Consider the following 22,312-nt stretch of genomic DNA (forward strand, 5'->3'; position numbering starts at 1 on the left):
TCGCGCTCCTATACAATCCGCGGCCTGAAGTTGACCAGATAGTCGCTGCTTCGTTGACGTCCCCTTGAGCTTGTCTTGGGGGAGACTGACGGAGGGGAGGAAAGTCCGGGCTCCACAGAGCAGGGTGCCAGGTAACGCCTGGGGGGCGCAAGCCCACGACAAGTGCAGCAGAGAGAAGACCGCCGATGGCTCTATTTCTTCGGAAAGAGCACAGGTAAGGCTGAAAGGGTGCGGTAAGAGCGCACCGGACGACTGGTAACAGTTCGTTGCAGGGTAAACTCCACCCGGAGCAAGACCAAATAGGCTTTCACATTGCGCGGCTCGCGTAAGGAAGCGGGTAGGTTGCTTGAGCCAGTGAGCGATTGCTGGCCTAGACGAATGGCTATCACCGCTTAGGCGGATACAGAACCCGGCTTATAGGTCAACTTCACCTTTTAAGAAAAACCCATTACAAATTGATTTTGTGATGGGTTTTTTGCTTTTTTATCACCTATCTTTACGTTAGGCTGAACTTAACCAGATGACGTTACTTCGTGAAATCAGTACACTTGTCATCTTTGCCCTAAGCAACTCTTGAGATCACCCATGAGCGAATCCTTTCAACACGTTTCAGTTTTACTGCATGAATCCATCGACGGCCTAGCCATTAAGCCTGACGGTATCTATATAGATGGCACGTTTGGTCGTGGTGGTCATAGTCGTCAAATTCTTTCACAATTAGGTGAAAATGGTCGCCTTTATAGTATCGACCGTGATCCCCAAGCAATTGAGGAAGCCGGTAAAATTGATGACCCTCGCTTTACCATCATCCATGGTCCATTTTCTGGGATGGCGCAATACGCAGAGCGTTATGATTTAGTTGGTAAAATTGATGGTGTATTGCTCGATCTTGGCGTGTCTTCGCCACAGCTTGATGATGCGGAACGTGGTTTTAGCTTCATGAAAGATGGGCCTCTAGATATGCGAATGGACCCAACGTCGGGTATGCCGGTATCTCAATGGTTAGCCGAAGCGGACTTGGATGATATTACTTGGGTTATTCGTGAGTTTGGCGAAGACAAACATGCTCGCCGCATCGCAAAAGCAATTGTGGCTCATCGTGAAGATGAAGAAAAAGAGCCGCTTACGCGCACTAGCCAGCTTGCTAAGTTAATTTCTGAAGCGGCCCCAAAAAGTTTTAAAGAGAAAAAACACCCTGCGACACGTAGTTTTCAAGCGTTTCGTATTTACATCAACAGCGAACTTGATGAAATCGATACCGCACTAAAAGGCGCAGCGAGTATTTTAGCGCCGGAAGGGCGTTTATCGGTGATCAGTTTTCACTCGTTAGAAGACCGTATGGTGAAGCACTTTATTCGTAAAGAGAGCCGAGGCCCACAAGTGCCTCATGGAATTCCGATGACAGAAGCTCAAATCCGTGCGTTGGGTAGTGCCAACCTCAAAGCGGTGGGTAAAGCGCTGAAACCGACTGATCAAGAAGTGGAAGTAAATACTCGCTCTAGAAGCTCAGTGCTTCGTGTTGCTGAAAAACTGTAACGGACAAGTGGATGTCTAACGAGCCTAAGCATAATCTTGCGAAAGTTATTTTTTTCGACCTTATTACGGTAGGTCGATTGCCTCTTATTGCGCTTATGCTTATTTTTGCGACGGCGATGGGAGTGGTGTTTGCCACTCACCATACCCGACAAGCCGTGAACGAAAAAGACATGGCTTTGCAAGAGCGCGAAAGATTGGATAATGAGTGGCGAAACTTATTGTTAGAAGAAAACGCCCTCTCTGAACATAGCCGTGTTCAAGCTATGGCTAAGCAAGAGCTTGATATGAAGCGTCCAGATGCAAGCAAGGAAGTAGTGGTTTCTCTCAAATGAAAGGCAAAAAAGTTAGCAACCCCACCAAGAAAAAGCCAACACCTCAACCTTCATCATCAACAATGATACCTTGGCGCTTTCGTACGGTTTTAGGCGCGGTCATTGTTATTTTTATCGCTCTACTGGCACGTATTGGCTATATCCAAGTGATCGAGCCTGATAACTTGATTAAGCAAGGGGATCTCCGTTCTGTCCGAGTCAAAGCCTTGCCATCAGCGCGTGGCATTATTTCCGACCGTAATGGTGAGCCACTTGCGGTGAGTGTGCCTGTTCAAGCGGTTTGGGCCGATCCTGCGACTATTTTTAAAGATGGTGGCTTTCAAGAAATTGATCGCTGGCATGCTCTTGCTGACGTTTTAGGTTTGGAACGCCAAGGTTTAATTACCAAGATTAACAAGAATAAATCACGCCGCTTTATCTATCTTCAGCGCCAAGTCAGCCCTGCGATGGCTAAGTATATAAAAGAACTCAAATTATCTGGGATTGGGCTAAAAGCGGAATCTCGTCGTTATTATCCGGCTGGGGAAGTGAGCTCTCATTTAGTGGGCGTGACAGGCATCGATGGTCATGGACTTGAAGGGGTCGAGCGCAGTTACGATAAATGGTTAACGGGTGAAGCCGGTAAGCGAATTATTCGTAAAGATCGCTATGGACGGGTCGTTGAAAATATTTCCCTTGAAGAGCGTGAAGAAGGCAAACCATTAGAGTTAACGATTGACCAACGCCTACAGGCGATAGCGTATCGCGCCATTAAGCAAGCGGTCGCAGACTACCGTGCCACATCGGGTAGCGCGGTGATGATTGATGTTGAAACCGGCGCGGTGCTCGCGATGGTGAATGCCCCCTCTTATAACCCAAATAACCGTATGTCTCGCCAGTCATTTACCATGCGAAACCGCGTGATTACCGATTCGATGGAACCAGGCTCTACGGTGAAACCGTTTGTTGTGCTCGCGGCATTAGAAGCCGGTACCGCAGATGACAAAACGGTGATTGATACTGGCAACGGTATTATGCAAATTGGCGGTAGCCGAGTTCGGGATACGTCGAAGGTAGGGAAAGCGGACCTCGCGAAAATACTACAAAAGTCGAGCAACATCGGTGTGGCGAAATTGGCTTTAGATATGCCATTAGAAGCGCTACTGGGAATGTATAGCTCGATTGGCTTTGGGCAAGTATCTGGACTTAATCTTATTGGTGAGGCGTCGGGAATTTTTCCAAATCGCCGTCGTTGGTCTAAATTTGAAATTGCGACACTGGCGTTTGGTTATGGCATCTCTATTACGCCATTACAGTTGGCGCATGCATACGCCACGCTAGGTAATGCCGGTTTGTACCAACCAGTGCATATCATTGAAAACAATCAGCAAGATCTCTCGAAGCAAGTCATGGAGCATGATAATGCGCTGCAAGTACTGCATTACCTTGAAGGGGTTACGAAACCGGGTGGAACCGCCACCCGAGCTGCGGTTCCTGGCTATCGTGTCGCCGCGAAAACGGGGACATCGCGTAAAGCGAGTGCAGGTGGATACAGTGATGAATATGTGGCGTTAACGGCTGGCGTTGCGCCGGTTAGTCGCCCTAGAGTCTCGCTGGTCGTGGTGATCAATGAACCGCAGGGCGATCAGTACTACGGTGGGTCTGTCGCGGGACCGGTATTCTCTGAAATTATGAAAGGGGCGCTGCAGATTTTAAATGTTGCGCCTGATGAAAATCAGTTTCAATAAAAGTGAGCTATTTCTATGTTGACGTCTTTGACATTGACAGCGTTGCTTGAGCCTTGGCTCAAAGTCGACAATAAAACCCTGGATGCGATCAAAGTGGCTAACCTTGAGTTGGATAGCCGCGCCATTACCCAAGGTGACACCTTCGTTGCCATTATTGGTCATGAAGTGGACGGTCGCCAGTTTATCGAGAAGGCCATTGCGGCGGGTGCCAGTAGTGTGATTGCTCAAGCCGATGAAGAAAGCCAGCATGGGCGAGTATCCGTAACAGGCTCAGTGCCGATTGTTTATCTTTATGGCTTAGACGGCTTTCTATCAACACTCGCAGCGCGTCTCTATCGTTACCAGCAAAATGTGATTGGGATTACTGGCACCAACGGCAAAACTACCATCACTCAGCTTATCGCTCAATGGATCGAATTACTTGGTCAGCGTGCGGCAGTCATGGGGACGACAGGTAATGGTTTTTTACAGCAGCTTGAAGTGGCAAAGAACACCACTGGAAATGCCATTGAAGTGCAAAAAACATTGGCCTCTCTAGATGGGCAAGGTGCGTCATATACAGCGATGGAAGTCTCTTCCCATGGGTTAATTCAAGGGCGCGTCGCCGCTGTACCTTTTAAGTTGGGCATTTTCACCAACCTTAGCCGCGACCACTTGGACTATCACGGCACGATGGCTAGCTATGAAGCGGCGAAACAACAACTGTTTACTCAACATCACTGTGAACACGCGGTAATTAATGTTGATGATGAAGTGGGGGTGCGCTGGCTTGAAGCTCGCCCTGATGCGATAGCGGTTTCCGTTAATGGTCATCAAATAGGTCAACATGCGCTGTGGGCAAGTCAGGTCAAATACAGTGAAAACGGTATTGAAATCGACTTTGATGGTTGCTTTGGTCAAGGTCAACTCAAGGCTCCCCTTATTGGCCAGTTTAATGCGTGTAATGTCATGCTGGCATTGGCAGCTTTGCTTCGGTTAGGTTTTGATAAGCAGCAGTTAATTGAATGTGCGCAAAACTTACAACCTGTTTTGGGGCGGATGGAGCTATTTCACGCCGTATCAAAACCGAAAGTTGTGGTTGATTACGCGCACACGCCAGATGCATTAGAAAAAGCGCTGCAAGCACTACGCGTTCACTGTGAAGGAAAACTTTGGGTGATTGTTGGGTGTGGTGGTGATCGTGATAAAGGTAAACGACCTCTCATGGCAAGCATTGCCGAGCAGCTCGCCGACCATGTCATTATCAGTGATGATAACCCTCGTAGTGAAGATCCAGCCGCCATTGTTGCTGATATGCTAGCGGGTGTGCAAAGTCCTGACTCTATCATGGTGCAGCATAGCCGATTTGATGCGGCTAAGCTTGCCGTCTCTAATGCTGGGATTGCCGATATTATTTTACTAGCGGGTAAAGGGCATGAGGATTATCAGGTTATAGGCCAAGAGTCTCGACACTACTCTGATCGTGAGTCGGCCGCGACTCTATTAGGGGTAGCGTTATGATCACACTTGCTTTATCTACGCTGGCGCAAGTTGTCGATGGGCGACTGATTGGTGAAGATACACAAATTGAACACGTCACGACCGACACACGAGCGATCGAAACTGGCGCGCTGTTTATTGCCTTAGTTGGTGAACGTTTTGATGCGCATGATTTTGTTGGTCAGGCCAAAGACAACGGAGCAACTGCCGTTGTTGTCGAGCGAGTGCTCGACGTGGATATTGCGCAAATTATCGTTGAAGATTCATTGAAGGCTCTGGGTCAACTCGGTGAATATGTGCATCAAGGTTGTCACACTAAAACCGTGGCGATTACTGGTAGTTGCGGAAAAACAACCGTTAAAGAGATGGTGGCGAGCATTTTAAGCCAGCAGGGTCAGGTGTTATATACTGCTGGCAATTTTAACAATGATATTGGCGTGCCTTTGACGTTGTTAAGAAGCACCAAAGATGATGATTTCGCAGTGATTGAAATGGGCGCAAATCATATTGGTGAAATAGCCTACACCACTCAACTTACCCATCCTGATATCGCGATAGTGAATAATGTCGCAGAAGCCCACCTTGAAGGTTTTGGCTCTCTAGATGGTGTAAAACAAGCCAAAGGTGAAATTTATCAAGGCTTGCAAGCAGGGGGCATTGCTTTAGTTAACCTTGATAGCCAAGGTGGGACAATGTGGCAAGATGTTCTGCGTGATAAATGCGTGGTCACTTTTGCTCAGCAAAACTCTGACGCAGACTATTTTGCTTCTGACATAGCAATGTCATCGAAGGGTAGCTCCTCCTTTACACTGCATACTCCAATCGGGCAAGTGGCGATTCAGCTTGGTTTAGTGGGCGCGCATAACGTGAGTAATGCGATTGCGGCGGCGGCACTTGCTGTGCAATGTGGTGGAACATTAGCGCATATTCAACTTGGATTGAAAACGTTAGACAAAGTGAAAGGACGTGTTGAGGTAGAGACACTGACAGATACGATCACCTTGATTGACGATAGCTACAACGCCAGTGTGCCTGCGATGAAAGCCGCGGTGGACCTCCTCTCCCAATTTGATGGGGAGCGCTGGTTGATTTTGGGCAACATGGCGGAATTGGGGCATGAAAGCCTTGCACTTCACAAAGAAGTCGGACAACATGCTGCACCTTTCGCTTTCGAGCATGTTTTAACCTATGGTGAAGATGCGAAAGCGATCAGTGACCTTTGCGGTGGTCAGCATTTTCAAAGTCACGACGCTATGCTTGATTATATTGAGCAACACCTATTATTACTAAATCAGACCTCTCACACCTTATTGGTGAAAGGGGCGAACAGTGCCGGTATGTTTAAAGTAGCCAATGCACTGAAGGAGAACTTTACATGATTATTTGGCTTGCAGAGCTGCTTCAGCCATACTTTTCTTTTTTTCGTCTTTTTGAATACCTGTCATTTAGAGCGATTGTCAGTGTATTGACGGCGCTCGGTATATCCTTATGGATGGGACCAAAAATGATCGCTAAATTGCAGATGCTGCAAATTGGTCAAGTGGTTCGTAACGAAGGTCCAGAATCTCACTTTAGCAAACGCGGTACACCGACAATGGGTGGCGTGATGATCCTGTTTGCTATCACCATTACCATCTTGCTTTGGTCTGATTTGAGTAACCCCTATGTATGGGCGGTTCTCTTTGTCCTGCTTGGCTATGGCGCTGTCGGCTTTGTCGATGATTACCGTAAAGTCGTCCGCAAAAACACCGATGGTTTGATTGCTCGCTGGAAGTATTTTTGGCAATCAATGATTGCTTTAGTGGTGGCATTTGCCTTGTATGCTCACGGACAAGACACCGCCGCGACTCAACTAGTCGTGCCTTTCTTTAAAGATGTGATGCCGCAAATGGGACTGTTTTACATTGTATTCACTTACTTTGTTATTGTCGGTACCAGCAATGCGGTTAACTTGACCGACGGCTTAGATGGTTTGGCGATTATGCCAACGGTATTGGTAGCAGCCGGCTTTGCGGTGATTGCATGGGCAACGGGTAACGTGAACTTTGCCAATTATTTGCATATCCCTCATATCCCTTATACGTCCGAGCTAGTGGTGGTTTGTACCGCGATCGTTGGTGCAGGGCTTGGCTTTTTGTGGTTTAACACTTATCCAGCACAAGTATTTATGGGCGATGTGGGTTCACTGGCACTGGGCGGCGCGCTTGGTGTAATAGCGGTATTGGTTCGCCAAGAGTTCGTATTAGTGATCATGGGTGGTGTTTTTGTTATGGAAACCTTGTCGGTGATTTTGCAGGTAGGTTCTTACAAGCTGCGTGGGCAGCGTATTTTCCGTATGGCGCCTATCCATCACCACTATGAGCTAAAAGGATGGCCAGAACCTCGTGTTATTGTGCGCTTTTGGATTATCTCTATCGTTCTTGTTTTAATTGGTTTAGCTACGCTAAAAGTACGTTAAGTCAGGTTAGGGAAAGTAAGCATGGAACGTTGGCAAAACATTCACAATGTTGTTGTTGTAGGGCTCGGTATTACCGGGCTCTCAGTCGTTAATCACCTTCAAAAACTGCCACATACGCTTTGTATTCGCGTCATGGATTCTCGAACTCAAGCTCCGGGTGCAAGTGAGTTGCCTGATGGTGTTGAGTTGCATTGTGGAAGCTTTAATCAGCAGTGGTTAAATGAGGCTGATCTTGTGGTGTGCAATCCTGGTATTGCTTTAGCGACGCCCGAAATTGATGTTGCTAGGCAGGCTGGTGTTCCCGTTGTGGGTGATATTGAATTGTTTGCTTGGGCAAATACGAAACCCGTCATCGCCATTACCGGCTCTAACGGTAAAAGTACCGTGACCGATCTAACGGGAGCGTTGGCTAAAGCGACGGGGATGTCAGTTGGCGTCGGCGGCAATATTGGCGTACCGGCTTTAGATTTGCTTACTATGGATGCGGATCTTTATGTATTGGAATTATCGAGCTTTCAGTTGGAAACAACATCGAGTTTAAAGCTGACTGTGGCGGCATTTTTAAATCTGTCAGAAGACCACATGGACCGATATCAAGGGATGAGCGATTACGCGCAAGCGAAACGTCGTATTTTCATGAACGCTGAATATGCCCTTGTTAATCGAGCCGAGCCGGAAACGTATCCTGATGAATTGGGTACTACTTGCCAGATTGAGACGTTTGGTTTTGATAATCAGGCTTTTGGTATGTCGGAGGCACAGGGCACGACATGGTTAATGGATCATGGTGAGCCGATAGTCGACACAACACGCTTAAGTCTGGTGGGTAAACATAACTGGTCTAATGCGCTGGTGGCTTGTGCGCTACTTAAGCTTACGGGCATCGATTATCGCCGTGCCATTGACACATTGACGCGCTACTCTGGTTTGAGCCATCGCTGTCAAGCGGTAGTAAAGAAACAAGGTGTGACGTGGGTCAACGACTCCAAGGCGACGAATGTGGCGAGCACGCTAGCGGCGTTATCGGGCCTAACATTAGAAGGTAAACTATATCTTCTTGTTGGCGGCGAGGGTAAAGGCGCAGATTTCAGTGCCTTGGCTGACCCCTTATCTCAATTAAATGTCATGCTCTGCTGTTTTGGTCGTGATAAAGCTTGTTTTACCGAGCTTCACTCAAGCGCCCAACAATTTTCTTCGCTTGATGACGCGATTGCTCATATTACGCCAATGCTCACCAAGGGTGATATGGTGATGCTTTCTCCAGCATGTGCAAGCTTTGATCAGTTTGCCAACTTTATGGCTCGTGGTGATCATTTTTCAGCACTGGCTTTGCAATACGCACCACAAGTTAGTTAATACGGACAGGTCGAGTATGTTTCATCAAGTTAAACAACGCACTTCAGATTGGTTATCTATGCCAGCACCGAAGGCGCTTTATGACCGACAGCTTGTCTGGTTAGCACTTGGTTTAATGATGATCGGCCTAGTGATGGTGACATCCGCCTCCTTTCCAATCAGTTCTCGATTAACTGATCAGCCTTTCCACTTCATGTTTAGACATGCCATTTTTTTATGCTTAGCCATTGGTGTGTCATCGGTAGTGCTACAAGTACCGGTTAAAAAATGGTTTCAATACAGCTCTTATCTTTTAGCTATCTCCGTTTTTTTGCTCGTGGTGGTATTGGTAGCGGGTAAATCGGTGAATGGGGCTTCTCGCTGGATCCCGTTGGGGCTGTTTAACTTGCAGCCTGCAGAAGTGGCAAAATTGTCGCTGTTTATTTTTATGTCAGGCTACTTGGTTCGTAAACAAGATGAGGTTCGACAGTCGTTCTTTGGGGGATTCATTAAACCCATTTTGGTATTCATGACATTGGCTGTGCTCTTATTGGGGCAACCTGACTTAGGTTCTGTTGTCGTGATGCTAGTGACACTGTTCGGCATGCTGTTTGTTGCTGGAGCAAAACTCTCGCATTTTATTGCGCTTTTTGTTGCAGGAGTAACAGCGGTCATAGGGCTTATTTTAGCTGAACCCTATCGTGTACGACGGGTGACATCGTTCTTGGACCCTTGGGAAGATCCGTTCGGGAGCGGTTATCAACTGACTCAATCATTAATGGCATTTGGTCGTGGTAACTTGATGGGGCAAGGGCTAGGTAACTCCATTCAAAAGTTGGAATATTTACCAGAAGCGCATACCGATTTTGTTTTTGCAGTCTTGGCTGAGGAGTTGGGCTATATCGGCGTAGTATTAGTCTTGATGTTAGTCTTTGGCTTGGTAATTAAAGCGCTATTTATTGGTAAGAGAGCCTTTGAAAAACAAGAACTTTTTGGTGGTTATCTCTCTTTTGCTATTGGTATCTGGTTTGCATTTCAAACCCTTGTTAATGTGGGAGCCGCCGCTGGCATGGTGCCGACGAAAGGCTTAACACTGCCGCTGATTAGTTATGGTGGTTCGAGTTTGATTATTATGTCCGTGGCAGTGTCAATTTTACTGAGAATTGACCACGAATGCCGTCTATTACCGGATAGTGTTGAGGCTAAGAAACCGCAAAAAGCGCCAGAAGAAAAAGTAGTGAATAATGAAGATAAATAAACGATTAATGGTGATGGCTGGTGGTACTGGCGGTCACGTCTTTCCTGGTCTCGCTGTAGCGACAAGACTTCAGGAGCAGGGATGGGATATTCGCTGGCTTGGTACGGCGGACAGAATGGAAGCCGAGCTTGTCCCGAAACATGGTATTGAAATTGATTTCATTAAAGTTAAAGGGTTACGTGGTCAAGGTATTGCAAAGTTGATCAAGGCCCCGTTCCAGATCTTTAGTGCGATTTTACAAGCCAGAGCTCATCTTAAAAACTGGCAGCCTGATGCGGTACTTGGCATGGGAGGATACGTCAGTGGTCCCGGGGGGATTGCCGCTTGGAGCTTAGGAATTCCGGTCGTATTACATGAACAAAATGGCGTAGCAGGTTTAACGAATAGCTGGTTATCCAAGATTGCTAAAAAGGTCTTTCAAGCGTTTCCTGGTGCATTTCCTAATGCAGAAGTGGTGGGAAATCCGGTCAGACAAGATTTATTGAATATTGAACCACCAGAGGCACGTCTTGCTCATCGAGAAGGGGATATTCGCGTTCTTGTAATGGGTGGTAGCCAAGGCGCTCAGATTCTCAACAAAACGCTTCCTCCAGTATTGCAAGCGTTGGGGGACGGTTATGAGGTTCGCCATCAAGCGGGCAAAGGAAATCAAGAGTCGGTGAGTCGTGAGTATCAACAATGTGGTGTATCGCGTGCGACCGTTAGCGATTTTATTGATGATGTATCCGCCGCGTACCAATGGGCCGATTTAGTGGTATGCCGTTCAGGTGCCTTAACGGTATCGGAATTGGCCGCAGTTGGCGTTGGTGCTATTTTTGTACCATTTATGCATAAAGATCGACAACAAGCGCTTAATGGCGATCATCTTGTGAATAGTGGTGCTGCGTATATGATTGAGCAACCTGATTTAACGGTGGACGCTCTCGCAGAACAAATTCGCGTTCTAGATCGAGTGCAGTTGGTTAGTTTGGCGATAAATGCTCGAAAAGCCGCTAAACTTGACGCAGATACGCGCGTAGCCAACGAAATTATAGAATTAACAAATTAGATTAATGAGACGTTTTTAATGACACAGCAGCACAAACAAGATTTAGCACAAATTCGTGCTTTAGTACCGGAAATGCGACGAGTGAAAACCATTCACTTCGTTGGTATCGGTGGCGCAGGAATGAGTGGGATTGCCGAGGTATTACTCAATGAGGGGTATCAAATTACCGGCTCTGACCTTGGAAGTAATGCCGTGACCGAACGCTTGCTCGAAAAAGGCGCAACGATCTATCTTGGTCATCAAGCAAGCAATATCGATCAGGCGAGTGTTGTTGTTGTATCAACGGCTATTAATGCCGATAACCCTGAGTTGATGGCGGCAAAAGAGTTGCGTATACCAGTAGTGCAGCGAGCGGAAATGTTGGCTGAACTGATGCGTTTCCGCCATGGTATCGCAGTCGCGGGGACACATGGTAAAACGACCACCACAGCCTTAGTGACACAGATCTATTCTGAAGCAGGCATGGATCCGACGTTTGTGAATGGTGGTTTGGTGAAAAGCGCTGGAACCAATGCACGCCTTGGTTCAAGCCGTATTTTAATTGCTGAAGCCGATGAAAGTGATGCGTCTTTCCTTCACCTTCAACCCATGGTCAGTATTGTCACTAATATTGAGGCAGACCACATGGATACCTACGGTGGAGATTTTGATACGCTGAAACAGACGTTTATCGATTTTCTGCATAATTTGCCATTTTATGGTCAAGCGGTGGTTTGTGTCGATGATCCCGTTGTGCGAGAGCTCATTCCTCGTATCAGCCGCCAAGTGATTACTTACGGGTTTTCTGATGATGCCGACGTTCGTATTGAAAATTACCGTCAAGAAGGGCAGCAAGGTAAGTTTACTGTTGTCAGAAAAGACCGAGATAACCTAGATATTACGCTCAATATACCTGGTGAGCATAATGCTCTGAACGCATCCGCGGCGATTGCAGTTGCAACGGAAGATAATATTTCTGACGAGGCGATAGTCAAAGCTATGCTGGGTACTGAGGGGACGGGTCGTCGCTTTGAGCACTTGGGTGAATTTGATACCGGTAATGGCAATGTCATGCTAGTGGATGACTATGGGCATCACCCTACAGAAGTTGACGTGACCATTAAAGCGGCACGCAATGGGTGGAGTGATAAGCGCCTTGTCATGGTATTTCAACCCCACCGTTACAGCCGGACTCGTGACTTGTATGAAGACTTTGCCAATGTACTGGAACAGGTCGATGTATTAGTGATGTTGGATGTGTATTCTGCGGGCGAAGCGCCAATTGTAGGTGCCGATGGTCGAGCCCTGTGTCGGACTATACGTACGCGAGGGAAATTAGATCCTGTTTTTGTTCCAGAAATTAACAGTTTACCCTCGGTTTTATCCAATCTTTTGCAAGATGGAGACTTAGTGCTGACGCAAGGTGCAGGTGATATCGGTAAAGTAGCGAAACAACTACAAGCGATGGAGCTAAGCATCAAAACGATGCAAAATAGCGATTGCTAGTTATTGTGTATTCTGTTAAATAAAAGTACGCTGTACGGCTTGGTTTTAACTTATAAAGTTGCCCAAGCCGATTTTTTACGGATTTCCAGCTCAAATCATCAGATTTATGTGGTTCAGTGTTTGATAGTTTGATATTCGTTAGTATAATCCTAAGGTTATAGACAATAGAATAGACGCTTACTCGGCAATCTTAAAAGGTGAAGAGACTAATTAGGGACCAATAGGTTTGACAGAAGCTTCTGCGAGCAGCGCAACATACAAAAAATCCGCCACTTTGCTAAAACAACCCGTCACGTTGTTGAAGCAAAACAGTTTAGGTTTGGCATTTTTGTTTATTGTCATTATTACTATCGGCTCTATGCTCTACGCCACTATAAGTTGGATGTGGGACGATCAACGACTTCCTTTGTCTAAAATTGTATTGCAGGGTGAACTGACTCACGTGTCGGCAAAAGACGTGCAAGATGCGTTTGCTCACCTTGATCATATAGGTACATTCATGTCTCAGGACATTAATGTATTGCAAGCCAGTGTTGAGAATATCGAGTGGGTATCTCAAGCTTCCGTAAGAAAGCAGTGGCCAGATACTGTTAAAGTATTCTTAACGGAATATCAAGCCAGTGCTATTTGGAATGGCATTGAAATGCTGGATGCTTCCGGTGTGATCTTTAATGGCGATGTTTCGCAAATTGAAGAAGAAAAAGTGAAACTGTATGGGCCGGCAGGAACACAGCTCAAAGTGTTGAACGCTTATAGAGAAAGCAATAAAAAATTGTCGGCATTAGGGCTATCGATTTCATCTTTAGTATTAAATGAGCGCCGTGCTTGGCAGGTGATTTTAGATAATGGAATTCGAGTCGAGCTCGGTAAAGATGCACTGAACGACCGTTTGCAGCGATTTATTTTCTTATATCAACGACTCGGTGAGAAGGTATCTCAAGTGAGTTATATTGATTTGCGATACGATACCGGTGCGGCTGTGGGTTGGTTTCCTGATGCTGAAGTGATGGAAAGCAATGGTAGCGCCAAGAATATAGCAAGTTAACGACTGACATTATGTATCGATATTTTGAGTGTTGATACATAAATTCAGTCTTGCGATTAAGTCTCTTTATCGGTGAAATTATTGATCTGGTGGAGAAACTTAAATGGTAATTGAAACTTTACAATAAGAGAGTACAGATGACTAAGACCATGGATGACAATTTAATTGTCGGTCTTGATATAGGCACTGCTACCGTGTCGGCCTTGGTAGGAGAGATTTTACCAGACGGTCAGGTGAATATTATTGGTGCTGGATCCAGTCCATCTAGAGGGATGGATAAGGGTGGTGTCAACGATCTTGAGTCTGTCGTTAAGTCAGTCCAGCGTGCGATTGATCAAGCCGAATTAATGGCTGAATGTAAGATCACCAATGTCTTTATCTCTCTGTCAGGTCGTCATATTGCCAGCCGTATCGAAAAAGGTATGGGAACCATTTCTGAAGAAGAAGTGTCACAAGATGATATGGACCGAGCGATTCATACCGCTAAATCTATAAAAATTGGTGATGAACAACGTATTCTGCATGTAATTCCGCAAGAATTTACCATAGACTATCAAGAAGGTATAAAAAACCCTCTCGGTTTATCCGGTGTTCGAATGGAGGTCAGTGTCCATTTGATTTCTTGCCATAACGATATGGCACGGAATATCATTAAGGCAGTAGAGCGTTGTGACTTAAAAGTCGAGCAGCTTGTTTTTTCTGGCTTGGCATCAAGTAATGCTGTCATTACTGAAGATGAGCGAGAGCTTGGCGTTTGTGTGGTTGATATCGGTGCTGGCACGATGGATGTGTCTATCTGGACTGGCGGAGCGTTACGACACACAGAAGTGTTTTCATACGCAGGTAACGCCGTGACTAGCGATATCGCGTTTGCGTTCGGTACACCATTAAGTGATGCTGAAGAGATTAAAGTTAAACACGGCTGCGCATTAAGTGAGTTAGTCAGTAAAGACGACACGGTTAATGTCCCAAGTGTTGGTGGACGTCCTTCTCGTAGTTTACAGCGTCAAACGCTGGCGGAAGTGATTGAACCACGCTATACAGAGTTAATGGGGTTGGTAAATCAGACCATTGATAATGTACAGGTTAAATTAAGAGAGAGTGGTGTTAAACACCATCTCGCTGCCGGAGTCGTCTTAACAGGTGGCGCCGCGCAAATTGAAGGGGTTGTTGAATGCGCAGAACGTGTTTTTCGCAACCAGGTCCGTGTTGGCAAACCTCTCGAGGTTAGTGGCCTTACGGACTACGTTAAAGAGCCGTATCATTCGACGGCTGTAGGATTACTTCATTACGCAAGAGATAGTCAGATTAATGACGACAATGATTATAACGAACCAAAACGTCAATCGGTGTCGACACTATTCGGAAAATTGCGTAATTGGATACAAAAAGAGTTTTAACCTGAGTTGCAGGGAAACGGAGATAACAAATGTTTGAACCGATGATGGAAATGTCTGACGAAGCGGTAATCAAGGTAGTTGGAGTTGGCGGTGGCGGTGGTAACGCTGTTGAACACATGGTGCGCGAATCAATCGAAGGGGTTGATTTCATCAGTGTAAATACAGACGCACAAGCGCTTCGCAAAACGAGTATTAACCACGTCATTCAAATTGGTGGTGATATCACAAAAGGCTTGGGTGCGGGTGCAAACCCACAAGTTGGACGTGATGCAGCTCTAGAAGATAAAGAAAGAATTAAAGAAAGCATTACTGGCGCCGATATGGTGTTTATCGCAGCAGGTATGGGCGGTGGCACAGGTACTGGTGCGGCGCCTGTGATTGCTGAAGTGGCGAAAGAACTGGGCATCTTAACCGTTGCCGTAGTAACGAAACCATTTAGCTTTGAAGGTAAAAAACGTTTGGCGTTTGCTGAGCAAGGAATTGAAGAGCTTTCTAAGCATGTTGATTCTTTGATTACAATCCCGAACGAAAAGCTTCTCAAGGTGCTAGGTCGCGGTGTGACTTTACTTGAAGCCTTTGCAAGTGCGAACGACGTACTTAAAAACGCGGTTCAAGGTATTGCTGAGTTGATTACTCGCCCTGGTATGATTAACGTCGATTTCGCCGATGTTCGTACCGTGATGTCTGAAATGGGACATGCAATGATGGGTAGTGGTGTCGCGAAAGGTGAAGACCGAGCGGAAGAGGCGGCTGAAATGGCCATTTCTAGCCCACTTCTTGAAGACATTGATCTTGCTGGTGCTCGTGGTGTTCTTGTGAACATTACTGCTGGTCTAGACATGCGCTTGGACGAGTTTGAAACGGTTGGTAACACGGTTAAGGCATTTGCTTCTGATAATGCAACGGTTGTTATTGGTACGTCTCTTGACCCAGATATGAGCGATGAAATTCGAGTAACGGTTGTTGCTACAGGTATTGGCAATGAACGTAAACCTGATATTACTTTAGTTGCTGGTGGTAAAGCCCCCGTTGCAACTGCTCAGCCACAGTCGGCACCACAAACTCAAGCTGCGAAAGTTGAAGAGAAAGTGGCACCAAATGTGCATGTAAATACTCAGAAGCCAGAGGTTAAACAGCAACCTGCACCATCGGCAAGCGCGCCGGCGAGTTCAGCAAACAACGCTGTACCAAAACCTGAAAAGGAAAATGGCTACTTAGATATTCCAGCATTTTTGCGTCGTCAAGCGGACTAATAAATCCGCTTGAATTTGACATAGCTCAAAATTCTGGTAGGATTCGCGGTTGCTTACATTATCAACAGTGATATGTAACGTAGATTAAGAGGTTTGCAGATGATCAAACAACGTACGCTGAAAGAAATAGTGACTACAGTGGGGGTGGGCCTCCACTCTGGCCGTAAAGTAACACTAACTCTACGACCAGCTGCGGCTAACACTGGTGTGATTTACCGTCGTACAGACGTAAACCCTCCTGTTGATTTTCCTGCAGACCCATTGTCAGTGCGCGACACAATGCTTTGTACCGCACTGGTGAACGACGAAGGTATCCGTATCTCTACTGTTGAGCACCTTAGTGCTGCGTTAGCGGGTATGGGTATTGATAACATTATTGTTGAAGTTGATGCGCCTGAGATTCCAATTATGGATGGCAGTGCAAGTCCGTTTGTTTACCTACTTCAACAAGCGGGTATTGAAGTGCAAAATGCACCGAAGCGTTTTATTCGCATCAAAAAGCCAGTGCGCTTTGAAGATGAAGATAAATGGGCAGAACTACGCCCATACAACGGTTTCCGCATGGACTTTGAAATTGAGTTCAACCACCCTGCAATTGATTCAGATGAGCAGCGACTGAAGTTTGATTTCTCATCTCAAGGTTTTGTGAAAGAAATTTCACGTGCTCGTACTTTTGGTTTTATGCGTGATATTGAGTACCTTCAATCTCAAAATCTATGCTTAGGCGGTAGTTTCAACTGCGCCATCGTACTTGATGAGTACCGAATCTTAAATGAAGAAGGTCTTCGTTTTGAGAATGAATTTGTCACTCATAAAGTACTGGATGCCATTGGTGACTTATACATGGCAGGACATGCCATTGTTGGTGAGTTCTCTGCTTATAAGTCAGGACACGGCCTCAATAACCAGTTATTGCGTGCGGTTCTAGCGGACCAAGAAGCCTGGGAGTGGGCAACATTCGAAGAAGAAGTTGGATCACCGGTTGCTTTTGCTGACCCGGCAATGGTTCTAGCATAATAAGAATCTAAATGAAAAATCAGGCCTAGCGCCTGATTTTTTTCGTTTAAGCGACTCACTTTTTCCACTTCTCACTAAACGTGACATGACTAAGCTCTCTTGCCTATCTATCAATAACCACGGCAAATTCTTGCCCTTTGTTAACCTATTTTTCGTAAACTCTAATCGATATTGCCGTGTTATGGCGTTTGTAGGTGACTCGGATGAGACTGGGGAGCGTATTGCTGCATGTTTAGATTGCATTTTTAACCGAGACTACCGGTATCCTCATCGCGCTATTTCGGCGACAATTTTGTTTTTTAAACACTCAAATTGCAAAAACTTCCAAATACATCAAACAAATTGAGGTTAGTTTGCCTAGTTACTTGGTTGTTAGGACAAAAATTCCTTACACTATGGCCATTAATTGGTAAGTCTGCCTTGAAATTTTTAAGTTTGAACTCAATATCAGCTTATATAGATTTTATCTCTGTTAGGTCAATAGACCCTAGTCGAGACGGAAGGCAATTTTAATAGGTCAGTATGATCTAATGGTAGAGAGAAAAAATTCACAATGATTACTAAGCTACTGACGAAGGTCATTGGTAGTCGCAATGATAGAACATTGCGTCGACTAAAAAAAATTGTTAAACAGATTAACGACTTTGAACCTCAATTTGAGTCACTATCGGATGAAGATTTAAAAGCGAAAACGATAGAGTTCCGTGAGAGACTGGATAAAGGTGAAGACCTAGACCGCATCTTGCCAGAAGCATTTGCAACGGTACGTGAAGCATCGAAACGTGTATTCGGCATGCGTCACTTTGATGTGCAGCTCATTGGTGGCATGGTACTGAACTCAGGTCAAATCGCTGAAATGAGAACAGGTGAAGGTAAAACACTGACAGCAACACTCCCAGCTTACTTGAATGCTCTGCCAGGCAAAGGTGTTCATATCGTTACCGTCAACGATTACCTAGCAAAACGTGATGCTGAAACAAACCGAGCGTTGTTTGAATTCCTGGGCATGACCGTTGGTGTCAACGTTCCCAATATGCATCCCCAAGAGAAAAAAGAAGCCTACCAAGCGGACATTTTGTACGGAACAAATAACGAATTTGGTTTCGACTACCTACGCGACAATATGGCGTTCCGCGAAGAAGATCGCGTACAACGCGCTCGTTTCTTTGCTGTTGTCGATGAAGTGGATTCTATCTTGATTGATGAAGCGCGTACGCCGCTTATCATTTCAGGTCCAGCAGAAGATAGCTCAGAGCTTTATACTCGCATCAACACGTTAATCCCACACCTTCAGGTGCAAGAGCAGGAAGACTCGGAAGAGTACCGCGGCGACGGCCACTATACTGTTGATGAAAAATCAAAACAGGTTCATTTGACTGAGACTGGTCAGGAGTTCGTTGAAGAACTACTGATTAAAAATGGCATGATGGAAGAAGGAGATACTCTGTATTCTCCAACCAACATTAGCTTACTGCATCACGTGAATGCCGCGTTGCGTGCTCATGTGTTGTTTGAAGTTAACGTTGACTATATCGTTACCGAAGAAGGTGAGGTCGTCATTGTTGATGAGCACACTGGCCGTACTATGCCGGGTCGTCGTTGGTCTGAAGGTCTCCACCAAGCTGTGGAAGCCAAAGAAGGCGTTAAGATTCAAAATGAAAACCAAACGCTGGCTTCGATTACTTTCCAAAACTTCTTCCGTTTGTATGAAAAACTGTCAGGCATGACAGGTACTGCTGATACGGAAGCGTTTGAATTCCAGTCTATCTATGGATTGGAAACAGTCGTTATCCCAACCAATAAACCAATGGTTCGTGATGACATGCCAGATGTGGTTTATCGTACTGAAGCAGAAAAATTCAACGCTATCATTGAAGATATCAAAGTACGTGCTGCGAATGGTCAACCGATTCTTGTGGGTACTGTGTCGATTGAAAAATCGGAATTGCTGTCTAATGCTTTGAAAGAAGCAAAAGTAAAACACAATGTACTGAATGCGAAATTCCATGAAAGAGAAGCTGAAATTGTTGCCGAAGCGGGTACACCAGGCGCGGTAACTATTGCAACTAACATGGCAGGTCGTGGTACGGATATTGTGTTAGGCGGCAGCTGGCAATCTCAAGTTGAAGCGCTAGGTAATGCGACGCAAGAACAAATTGATGCGATCAAAGCAGACTGGCGAGTAGTGCACGATAAAGTATTAGAGTCAGGTGGTTTGCACATTATTGGTACGGAACGTCACGAATCACGTCGTATCGATAACCAATTACGTGGTCGTTCTGGTCGTCAGGGCGATGCAGGTTCTTCACGTTTCTATCTCTCTATGGAAGATCAGCTACTGCGTATCTTCACTTCTGATCGTATGGCGGGCTTGATTCAAAGTGGTATGGATGAAGGTGAGGCTATTGAAAGTAAGATGTTGTCTCGCTCGATTGAAAAAGCGCAACGTAAAGTGGAAGGACGCAACTTCGATATTCGTAAGCAACTACTTGAATTCGATGATGTTGCCAACGATCAACGTAAAGTCGTTTACGAGCTTCGTGATGAGTTAATGACGGCGGAAGATATTCGCGAAATGCTTGAGCATAATCGCGCAGATGTCTTTACGTCGGTCATTGATGAGTATATCGCCCCGCAATCTCTGGAAGATATGTGGGATGTGAAAGGTCTTCAAGAGCGCCTGAAAAACGACTTCGACTTAGATCTTCCTCTTACTACATGGCTAGAAGAAGATGACAAGCTGTATGAAGAAGCACTTCGAGAGAAGATTCTAGAGACCGCCGTTACGGTTTATAACCAAAAAGAAGAAACGGTTGGAGCTTCTGTACTGCGCAATTTCGAAAAGTCAGTCATGTTGCAAACGCTCGATACATTGTGGAAAGAGCACTTGGCTGCAATGGATCATCTACGTCAAGGTATCCATTTACGTGGTTACGCACAGAAGAACCCGAAACAAGAGTATAAGCGTGAATCATTTGAACTGTTTGAACAGTTACTTGAGTCACTTAAGCTGGATGTGATTACCATCTTGTCTAAAGTTCGAGTTCAGCAGCAAGAAGAAGTTGAGCGTATGGAAGCTCAGCGTCAAGCTCAAGCAGAAGAAGCGGCGCGCCGTGCTAAGCCTCAACATGCAAGTGCTGAAAATCAACTCGCTGACCACAGTGACGAAGAGCAAAACGATGCTCACCAGCCAGTTGTTCGTGAAGAGCGTAAAGTTGGCCGTAATGAGCCTTGTCCATGCGGATCGGGTAAGAAGTACAAGCAGTGTCATGGTCAGATTAATTAAATAATGATGTAATTAAAAAGAGCCGCTTTCGCGGCTCTTTTTTTAAGGAAAATTTACAATGAAACGGGTACATATTGTCGCTGCTATTATATTTAACGCTGACAAATCACAAATCTACATTACTAAGCGTCCCGACAAAGCACATCAAGGTGGGCTGTGGGAGTTTCCTGGTGGTAAAGTTGAAATTGATGAGCAGGCAGAAGATGCGCTAAAGCGTGAGCTTTATGAAGAGATTGATATTGAGGTGACAGAGCTAGCGTTGTTTGAGCATTTACTTCATGACTACACCGATAAATCATTGTCGTTCGATTTTTTTGAAGTGACGGCATTTGATCGCCAACCTTACGGTAAGGAAGGGCAGCAAGGTGCTTGGGTTAACATTACTGAGCTTGCCGACTATGCTTTCCCTGAAGCAAATGTACCAATATTAAATAAAGTCATCGAAAAATACCGCTAACCAGAGTTAGCCTATAGCGAGTAGAAATACTTTACGTTACATTGGTAGCAAATAATCAACGGAGAATGACGCAATGGTTAGAATTGCGATTGCAGGAGCAGCGGGCCGCATGGGTCGCAACTTAGTAAAAGCAACATTTCATAATGAAGGGGCGACAGTAGGTGCGGGTTCAGAAAGACCAGAATCATCACTGGTCGGCGTCGATGTCGGTGAATTGTGTGGTGAAGGGCGCTTTGATGTCGCGTTAGTCGATGACTTAACGAAGTCGATTGATAAGTTTGATGTCATTATCGATTTTACGGCACCGAAAAGTACCCTAGCAAATCTTGCGTTATGCCAGCAATATGGCAAAAAAATGATTATCGGTACGACTGGATTCTCAGATGAAGAGAAACTACAAATCGATGAAGCTGCGAAAGTGGTTCCGTTAGTGATGGCACCAAACTATAGCGTAGGTGTAAACCTCGTTTTCAAGTTGCTTGAAAAGGCGGCGAAAGTGATGGGTGACTATTGTGATGTTGAGATCGTCGAGGCTCACCACCGCCACAAAGTTGATGCCCCTTCTGGTACGGCTATTGGTATGGGTGAGGCGATTGCCGGCGCGATGGGTAACGAGTTAAGTGATGTGGCTGTTTATGCTCGTGAAGGGATTACTGGCGAACGTAGCCGAGATGAAATTGGCTTTGCCACGATTCGAGCCGGTGACATTATAGGTGAGCATACTGCAATGTTTGCTGATATCGGTGAGCGAGTTGAGATCACGCATAAGGCGACCGATAGGATGACCTTTGCGAATGGTGCTGTGAGAGCGGCGGTTTGGTTAGATGATAAACCCGCGGGGCTTTATACCATGACCGAAGTTTTGGGATTAGACCAAATTTAAATGAAAAAGCACTTCATAATGAAGTGCTTTTTTTTCGTTTAAAAAAGGCGATATTAGAGTGAGCTAAGCTACATAGTTATGCTCAAATGCAGACTTAGTACTAAGTGTGGATATTCAGCGCGATAAAAATGTGTAATGAGTGAATTTTAGCCGCAATTTAAGTTTTTTAATGGTGTTAATGACCATCTTGTTGGGTTTGCGTTGTTTTTGCGTTGTTTTTGCAAGTTAACCTTGCTTGGTTAACGTTTGCTTTCCTATATGTAAAATAATGATAACTCAGATAGGAAAATGTGGTCTATCAAATAAATGCAAT

General features: G+C 45.5%; 17 protein-coding genes and 1 other RNA gene. All 18 read left to right on the forward strand.

The window, feature by feature from the left end; all coding sequences use genetic code 11:
* Window positions 1-26 precede the first annotated feature (26 nt).
* The 18 genes from rnpB to dapB all read left to right on the forward strand — a co-directional run bounded on the left by rnpB (window position 27) and on the right by dapB (window position 21,999).
* An RNA gene (rnpB, locus tag MD535_RS04110) (RNase P RNA component class A) lies at window positions 27-433 on the forward strand.
* Between the two features lie 152 nt (window positions 434-585).
* Entirely contained in the window at window positions 586-1,536 is a 951-nt protein-coding gene (gene rsmH / locus MD535_RS04115) for a 16S rRNA (cytosine(1402)-N(4))-methyltransferase RsmH (protein ID WP_265673667.1), read from the forward strand.
* An 11-nt stretch (window positions 1,537-1,547) separates the two neighbouring features.
* The gene (gene ftsL / locus MD535_RS04120) at window positions 1,548-1,868 is read left to right on the forward strand and encodes a cell division protein FtsL (RefSeq protein WP_250615755.1); all 321 of its coding nucleotides are present in this window, start codon (window positions 1,548-1,550) and stop codon (window positions 1,866-1,868) included.
* Window positions 1,865-3,595, forward strand: a complete 1,731-nt coding sequence (locus tag MD535_RS04125) for a penicillin-binding transpeptidase domain-containing protein (protein WP_265673668.1) — start codon at window positions 1,865-1,867, stop codon at window positions 3,593-3,595. The genes ftsL and MD535_RS04125 overlap by 4 nt, the downstream gene beginning before the upstream one ends.
* Before the next feature lie 15 nt (window positions 3,596-3,610).
* Window positions 3,611-5,095, forward strand: coding sequence for a UDP-N-acetylmuramoyl-L-alanyl-D-glutamate--2,6-diaminopimelate ligase (murE, locus tag MD535_RS04130; RefSeq protein WP_265673669.1), 1,485 nt, complete (start codon window positions 3,611-3,613; stop codon window positions 5,093-5,095).
* Window positions 5,092-6,453 (forward strand): UDP-N-acetylmuramoyl-tripeptide--D-alanyl-D-alanine ligase, encoded by a 1,362-nt coding sequence (locus tag MD535_RS04135; RefSeq protein ID WP_265673670.1) that lies wholly within the window; start codon window positions 5,092-5,094, stop codon window positions 6,451-6,453. Before murE ends, MD535_RS04135 begins: the two co-directional genes overlap by 4 nt.
* Window positions 6,450-7,532 (forward strand): phospho-N-acetylmuramoyl-pentapeptide-transferase, encoded by a 1,083-nt coding sequence (gene mraY / locus MD535_RS04140; RefSeq protein WP_250615751.1) that lies wholly within the window; start codon window positions 6,450-6,452, stop codon window positions 7,530-7,532. Before MD535_RS04135 ends, mraY begins: the two co-directional genes overlap by 4 nt.
* A 21-nt stretch (window positions 7,533-7,553) precedes the next feature.
* Window positions 7,554-8,888 (forward strand): UDP-N-acetylmuramoyl-L-alanine--D-glutamate ligase, encoded by a 1,335-nt coding sequence (gene murD / locus MD535_RS04145; RefSeq protein ID WP_265673671.1) that lies wholly within the window; start codon window positions 7,554-7,556, stop codon window positions 8,886-8,888.
* A gap of 16 nt (window positions 8,889-8,904) precedes the next feature.
* A complete protein-coding gene (ftsW, locus tag MD535_RS04150; RefSeq protein ID WP_265673672.1) occupies window positions 8,905-10,125 on the forward strand; it encodes a cell division protein FtsW in 1,221 nt (406 codons plus the stop codon).
* Window positions 10,112-11,173 (forward strand): undecaprenyldiphospho-muramoylpentapeptide beta-N-acetylglucosaminyltransferase, encoded by a 1,062-nt coding sequence (murG, locus tag MD535_RS04155; protein ID WP_265673673.1) that lies wholly within the window; start codon window positions 10,112-10,114, stop codon window positions 11,171-11,173. Before ftsW ends, murG begins: the two co-directional genes overlap by 14 nt.
* A gap of 18 nt (window positions 11,174-11,191) precedes the next feature.
* Window positions 11,192-12,658, forward strand: coding sequence for a UDP-N-acetylmuramate--L-alanine ligase (gene murC / locus MD535_RS04160; RefSeq protein ID WP_265673674.1), 1,467 nt, complete (start codon window positions 11,192-11,194; stop codon window positions 12,656-12,658).
* A 274-nt stretch (window positions 12,659-12,932) separates the two neighbouring features.
* Window positions 12,933-13,703 carry a cell division protein FtsQ/DivIB gene (locus MD535_RS04165; protein WP_265673812.1) on the forward strand — a complete coding sequence of 257 codons (771 nt, stop codon included), beginning with the start codon at window positions 12,933-12,935 and terminating at the stop codon, window positions 13,701-13,703.
* A 137-nt stretch (window positions 13,704-13,840) separates the two neighbouring features.
* Window positions 13,841-15,103, forward strand: a complete 1,263-nt coding sequence (gene ftsA, locus MD535_RS04170; protein WP_265673675.1) for a cell division protein FtsA — start codon at window positions 13,841-13,843, stop codon at window positions 15,101-15,103.
* A 29-nt stretch (window positions 15,104-15,132) separates the two neighbouring features.
* Window positions 15,133-16,356 carry a cell division protein FtsZ gene (gene ftsZ, locus MD535_RS04175; protein WP_265673676.1) on the forward strand — a complete coding sequence of 408 codons (1,224 nt, stop codon included), beginning with the start codon at window positions 15,133-15,135 and terminating at the stop codon, window positions 16,354-16,356.
* A 99-nt stretch (window positions 16,357-16,455) separates the two neighbouring features.
* A complete protein-coding gene (lpxC, locus tag MD535_RS04180) occupies window positions 16,456-17,373 on the forward strand; it encodes a UDP-3-O-acyl-N-acetylglucosamine deacetylase (RefSeq protein ID WP_265673677.1) in 918 nt (305 codons plus the stop codon).
* Between the two features lie 553 nt (window positions 17,374-17,926).
* Entirely contained in the window at window positions 17,927-20,659 is a 2,733-nt protein-coding gene (gene secA / locus MD535_RS04185) for a preprotein translocase subunit SecA (RefSeq protein ID WP_265673678.1), read from the forward strand.
* A gap of 58 nt (window positions 20,660-20,717) precedes the next feature.
* Window positions 20,718-21,116, forward strand: coding sequence for an 8-oxo-dGTP diphosphatase MutT (mutT, locus tag MD535_RS04190; protein ID WP_265673679.1), 399 nt, complete (start codon window positions 20,718-20,720; stop codon window positions 21,114-21,116).
* A gap of 73 nt (window positions 21,117-21,189) precedes the next feature.
* A complete protein-coding gene (gene dapB / locus MD535_RS04195; RefSeq protein ID WP_265673680.1) occupies window positions 21,190-21,999 on the forward strand; it encodes a 4-hydroxy-tetrahydrodipicolinate reductase in 810 nt (269 codons plus the stop codon).
* Window positions 22,000-22,312: the final 313 nt, after the last annotated feature.

The organism is Vibrio qingdaonensis (genome assembly GCF_026191675.1).
Taxonomy (GTDB): domain Bacteria; phylum Pseudomonadota; class Gammaproteobacteria; order Enterobacterales; family Vibrionaceae; genus Vibrio; species Vibrio qingdaonensis.